The organism is Streptomyces sp. (assembly GCF_019510245.1).
Classification (GTDB): Bacteria; Actinomycetota; Actinomycetes; order Streptomycetales; family Streptomycetaceae; genus Streptomyces.
In genome coordinates this window covers 1-5,639 of record NZ_JAEKKT010000279.1, presented here as the reverse complement: position 1 = coordinate 5,639, position 5,639 = coordinate 1, and the positions used below count along the sequence as shown (strand labels likewise).

The 5,639-nt window shown below is 69.9% G+C and carries 5 protein-coding genes; all 5 read right to left on the bottom strand.

The window, feature by feature from the left end; translation table 11 throughout:
• The coding region (locus tag JF597_RS48815) for a phosphate ABC transporter substrate-binding protein PstS (RefSeq protein WP_294012248.1) at positions 1 to 1,012 on the bottom strand (1,012 nt) is incomplete at its 3' end.
• Positions 1,012 to 2,499: a phosphate ABC transporter permease PstA gene (gene pstA / locus JF597_RS48810; protein WP_294012245.1), complete on the bottom strand. Its 1,488-nt coding sequence runs from the start codon at positions 2,497 to 2,499 to the stop codon at positions 1,012 to 1,014. The genes pstA and JF597_RS48815, both read right to left, overlap by 1 nt.
• Before the next feature lies 1 nt (position 2,500).
• Positions 2,501 to 3,442: a phosphate ABC transporter permease subunit PstC gene (gene pstC / locus JF597_RS48805; RefSeq protein ID WP_294012242.1), complete on the bottom strand. Its 942-nt coding sequence runs from the start codon at positions 3,440 to 3,442 to the stop codon at positions 2,501 to 2,503.
• 480 nt (positions 3,443 to 3,922) lie between these two features.
• Positions 3,923 to 4,672, bottom strand: a complete 750-nt coding sequence (locus JF597_RS48800) for an SDR family oxidoreductase (RefSeq protein WP_294012239.1) — start codon at positions 4,670 to 4,672, stop codon at positions 3,923 to 3,925.
• Between the two features lie 158 nt (positions 4,673 to 4,830).
• Positions 4,831 to 5,639, bottom strand: an 809-nt coding sequence (locus JF597_RS48795; protein ID WP_294012236.1) for an AraC family transcriptional regulator, incomplete at its 5' end; no start/stop codon positions are given.

Here is a 5,639-nt window from a genome sequence, read left to right as displayed (position 1 = left end):
CCTTGGCCTCGGTGAAGGTGCCCTGCACCTTCAGCGGCAGGACCATGTACGAGTAGCTGGACAGCGGGTAGTTGCGCCGGTCGCTGTCGCGGTAGACGCCGTCGAGTTGCTGGGTGAGGTAGTCCGGCGAGCTCTTGTCCGTGTTGATCCTCGCCTTGAGCAGCGACACCGCCACGTTCTGCGGGGTCGGCTCGGTGTAGTAGCCGGCGTGGTTGAGGACCTTGGCGACGGGATAGTGCGCGTTGAGGGCGTAGGAGTAGTTGACGTAACCGATCGCGCCCTCGCCGTAGTTCTGGGCGACGTAACCCGCCACGCCCAGGTCGCCGGACTGGGCGATCATGCCGGAGACCGTCGGGTAGTACGAGGTCTGTCCGCACGCCCCCGAGCGGCCGACCTTGGCGCAGTACGCCTGCCACAGCGACTTGTGCTGGTTGGCCATCCACATCGTGAACTGGGCGGTGGAACCGGAGCCGTCGGAGCGGACCACGGGCACGATGGTGCGGTGCGGAAGCTGGAGCCCGGGGTTGTCGGCCTTGATGACGGGGTCGTCCCATGTCTTCACGGCGCCGGTGAAGATCTTGGTGACCACGTCACCGGAGAGGCGCAGGTTGGTGACCCGCTTGCCGTTGACGGTCAGGTGGTACATGAACACCGTGCCGCCGGCCACGATCGGCATGTAGGCGTACGACCCGGAGGCCGGCCGCTCCGCCGCGCTGCCGTCGGTCGGGTGGGTCTGGAACGGGATGTCCGACACCGCGAAGTCGACCGTGCCGCTGAGGAACTGGCGGCGGCCGTCGGACGATCCGGTACCGGCGTAGGAGATCCGCATCCCGTACTGGTTGACGGCCCGGCGCCACTCGTCGACGGCGTTCTCCGCCCAGGTGGACCCGGCCCCGGCGATCGGTGTGTAACTGTCGGCTGCGGCGGGACCGGCCCCTGTCCCGGCGAGGACGCCGAGCAACGCGGCCAGGATGCCCAGCCGGTGCAGGCTGGTCCTGAGGTGGCTGAGCATCAGTCGCTCTCTCCTGTGACGGGCTGGGGCGCCCCGTCGGCGGCCGGGGCGGGGTGCCCGCCACTGCCGTCCGTGCGGGATGCCTGGTCAGGTGCGGGTGGCTGCGGAGGTGTCGGCTCGCCATCGGCGGTCGCGCCCGCGCTCGACCGGTCGGCGAGTCCGGGGCCGGAGAGGTCACTGACCGGCTCAGGTGCGGTGTTCGGGACGGCCTCCCTGTCGGGGGCCGTCGTCGGATCGGGCTCGGGAGCGCTGTGCGGCTCGGTTTCGAACAGGGACAGCCCCGGAGCGTGCACCTCCGCGAAGCGGGCCGCGTCCCGGCGGGAGGCTCGGGCTGTTCGGCGGGACTGGCGGCGGCTCTGGTGGCCGGGGCCGTGACCGCCGATGACCCGGGCGATCGCGAAGAGGATCAGGACCAGGGCCATCAGGACCGACGCCGCGCCGAAGCCGCGGGCGATCATCGTGGGCTCCGGGGACTTGACGAAGTTGAAGACGGCCAGAGGCAGGGAGACCATCGGGCCGCTGGTCGGGTCGGCGTTGAGGGCGGCCGTGAAGCCGGCGGTGAGCAGCACGGGTGAGGTCTCGCCGATGCCGCGCGCCGTGCCGAGGATGACCGCGGTGGCGAGCCCGGAGCGCGCCGTCGGCAGGACCACGTGCCACACCGTCCGCCAGCGCGGGGCTCCGAGGGCCTCCGCGGCCTCGGTCAGGCTGCCGGGCACCAGGCGCAGAACCACGTCGGACGCCCGGATCACGATCGGCAGCATCATCACACTGATCGCGAAGCCCGCCGCGAGGCCCGACTTCTGCAGCCCGAGGCCGAGGATCCAGGTGGCGTACACCATGAGCCCCGCCACGATCGACGGCAGTGCGGTCATCGCCTCGACGATGGTCCGTACGAAGCGTGAGAAGCGGCCGGGAATCTGGTTGAGGTACACCGCGCAGGCCAGGCCGAGCGGGACGGTGATGGCGAGCGCGATGGCGATCATGATCAGCGTGCCGAGCATCGCGTGCGCGATGCCGCCGTGGGTGAGCGGGTCCAGCGGGCCCGCGGCCTGCATGTCCTGAGTGAAGAAGTTGCCGTGCGGCAGCGCTTCCCGGCCACGCCACGCGGTGAAGCCGACGACGAGTGCCAGCGCGCTGAAGAGCAGGCCGGCCGCGGTCCACAGGATCACCGTCATCACACGGTCGCGCACCGCCTGGCCGTTCTCCTCCAGGCCGGTCAGGACGGCGTACACGATGAGGAAGGCGCCGTACGCGGTGACGGCGAAGCCCAGGCCGCCGGAGAACGGCGCGATCTGCCCGAACAGCAGCACCGCGACGCACAGTCCGGACGCGGCGGCGCCGAACAGGGACAGCACCCCCGAGCGGGTGGGGCCGCCGATCCGGCGCCACTGGTCGGGGAGTTGGGCGGCGGGGACGGCTTCGGACACCGGGGCGGGCGCGGCCGCGCGGTCCGCTAGTGCTTCTTCTACTTCTTCTACGACAGTCATCTCATGCCTCGCTCTGCGCGCCGGACCGGGAGCGGGCCACGACGGTGGAGGCGGTGAAGTTGACCGCCAGGGTGAGCAGGAACAGCGCCAGACCGGCAGCCATCAGCGCCGACATGCCGAACGTGGAGGCGTCGCCGTAGTGCAGGGCGATGAGGGAGGAGACCGAGTTCGAGCCGGTCTGCAGGATGTGCGGCTGGATGGCGAAGACCGGCGAGATGATCAGGTAGACGGCGATCGTCTCGCCGAGCGCCCGGCCGAGCCCCAGCATCGTGCCGCCGATGATGCCCCCCTTGCCGTACGGCAGGACGACCGCGCGGATCATGCCCCACCGCGTGGCGCCGAGAGCGTAGGCGCCCTCGCGCTCGCCCGCCGGGGCCTGTGCGAAGACTTCCCGCATGACCGAGCACTGGATCGGTGCGACCATCAGCGCGACGACGATCCCGGCGACGAACGTGGAGGCGGTGTAGACGCTGTCCGAGGCGAGGGGGTCACCGGGCCGGGTGCCGTCGACGGCGAACAGCGGGATCCAGCCAAGCCAGGTGGACAGCCAGCGCGACAGCCCGATCACGTGCTGCTGGAGGAAGAAGAGGCCCCAGAGTCCGTACACCACCGAGGGGACGGCCGCCATCAGGTCGACCATGGTGATGAGGGTGCGGCGCAGCCTGCGCGGGGCCACGTCGGAGATGAACAACGCGGTGGCGACCGCCAGCGGCACGGAGATCGTCACCGCCACGGCGGCGATCAGCAGGGTGCCGGTGAGTACGGCCGCGATGCCGAAGTTGTGCACATCCGGCTGCCAGGCAGCGGTGGTCAGGAAGTCCAGGCCCCTGGCGCGCAGCGCCTGACCGGCCCTCAGGAGCAGGAACAGTCCGACGGCCGCCATGATGGCGAGGACCGCGATGCCCGTGGCCGTCAGCTGGTACCGGAAGACCCTGTCACCCAAACCCCGTGCCGCGTACGGCCGCCGCGGAACCGGTCTGTCAGACTCCGGTTCGCCGGGAAACTCCACTGCGGACACCACTGCGAACCCCCAAAGAAGGACTCTCTCCGTGCGACTTCATGATCGAGGCACGCAGGGAGAGTCAATGGCCGGATCTTGTCGACCCAACCCGTCGAATGCTGGACGCGATATGAACAGTCGACGACGTTTTCGTGGGGCAGCTGTGGAGTGGGTGCGGGCGGGAGCGAGACCCTGTGTCTCATCCCCGTCGCCCGAGGGATGAAGGCCGAGTCCACCACGGATCAAAGTCCTCGCAGTCGGCGGTTGAGCCAGCCTGTGAATGGGCGACTGCCGGCTGTCCGCCGACCGGGCCGGCAGTTCGCATTGACTGCCGTCCACGGCCGCTTGACACCACGCCGTGAAGCACGGCTTCGCCACGGCGGACGGACCTACACACGACGACGCATCAACGAGGCATGGTGGTCACTTCGCCTGAGCGAGCCAGACCGCGTCGGGACCGGCCGGGAATCGCAGCTGGCCGGTCGTGTCGTGCGCGGCTCGCCACACCGTCTCGGCGACGTCGCTCTCCTTGGTGAACAGGTCCTGGCCCGTGAAGTCGCCCATGGCCTTGTTCACCCACGGTGCGTAGGGCGCCGGAACCAGTTCGTCCAGCGAGGCGCCCTTCGTCGCGTTGGCCGCGAAGTTCGTCGTCAGGCAGGCGCCCGGCTGGACCGTCTTCGCCTGCACGCCGAAGGGCGCGAGCTCGAGCGCGAGAGAGGCGGTGAACCCCTCGATGGCCATCTTGCTCGCCTTGTAGACGGCCGAGAGCGGCATGTGGCCCAGCACCACGCTGGAGGTCACGTTGACCACCACGCCGGAGCCGCGCTCGCGGAACTGGGGCAGTACCGCCTGCGTCGTCGCCATCACGCCGAACGTGTTGGTTTCGAAGACCTCCCGCACACGGGCCATGGGAGTGCCCTCGAACACGCCGATCGATGGGACACCCGCGTTGTTGACCAGGACGTCGATGGGCCCGGCCGCCTCGAACGCGGCGGTGATGGTCTCGGGCACGGTCACGTCGAGCGCGACGACGCGGAGCCGGTCCGACTCGGGCAGGATGCCGACACGCGGCGTGCGCATCGTGGCGATGACGTTCCACCCCTGCGAGTGGAAGTAAAGAGCGGTTGCCCGCCCGTATCCGGAGGAGGCACCAGTGATCAGAACTGTCTTCATGCTGTGGCCTTTGCGATGAGGTGGGATCCGCCGATGGGCAGGCACTTTCCTGCTCCACGGAAGAACTGTTGCTCCCATTGAATCGCTCTGACCTGCGGAGACAGTAGAACTATGCTCGCTTCCTCTTGCACGATCCTCCTCATCAAGTGCCAACCCGTTCAGGGCAGGACGCCCGCGGGGGCGCGTGCGGTGTCCCGCAGGCGGACCGCGTCCCGGCTCGGGGGTGCGCCGAACTGACGGCGGTACTCGCGGCTGAACTGCGACGGGTTGTCGTAGCCGACGCGGTGGCCGACCCCGGTGACGTCTCCCGGATGGGTGGCGAGCAGCAACCGGGCCTCCTGGAGCCGGATCTGCTTCTGGAACTGGATGGGGCTCATGGCGGTCACCGCCTGAAAGTTGCGGTAGAACGCCGAGACGCTCATGCCGGACAGGCGTGCCACGTCCTCGACCCGGAAGGGCTCGGCGTAATGCTCGCGGATCCAGCGGACGGCCCGGGAGACATGGCTGAGGCCGCTGTCGGCGAGACCGAGCTGGCGCACCGACGCACCCTGCTCGCCGGTGATCAGGCGCCACAGGATCTCGCGTTTGACCAGCGGCGCCAGTACGGCCCGGTCGCGGGGTTCGTCGAGCAGGCGCAGCAGCCGGACCACCGCGTCGAGCAGCGCGGGCGCAGCGTCGCTGACGGCGATCCCCGACGGCGCGCCCGCGCCGGCGCGGGGGGTGTCGCCGGGACCGGCCTGCAGCAGCAGTTCGGCGACGGCGGACGGTTCCAGCGTGAGTCCGAAGCCGAGGGCCGGCCGCTCGGGGTCGGCCCGGGTGAACTGCCCCGTGACGGGCAGGTCGACGGATGCGACCAGGTACTGCCCGGCGCCGTACTCATAGACCCGGTCACCCAGCGCGAGGCGTTTGGCGCCCTGGGCGATGACCGCGAGCACCGTGCCGGACATGGAAGGCGCCGGCGGATCGG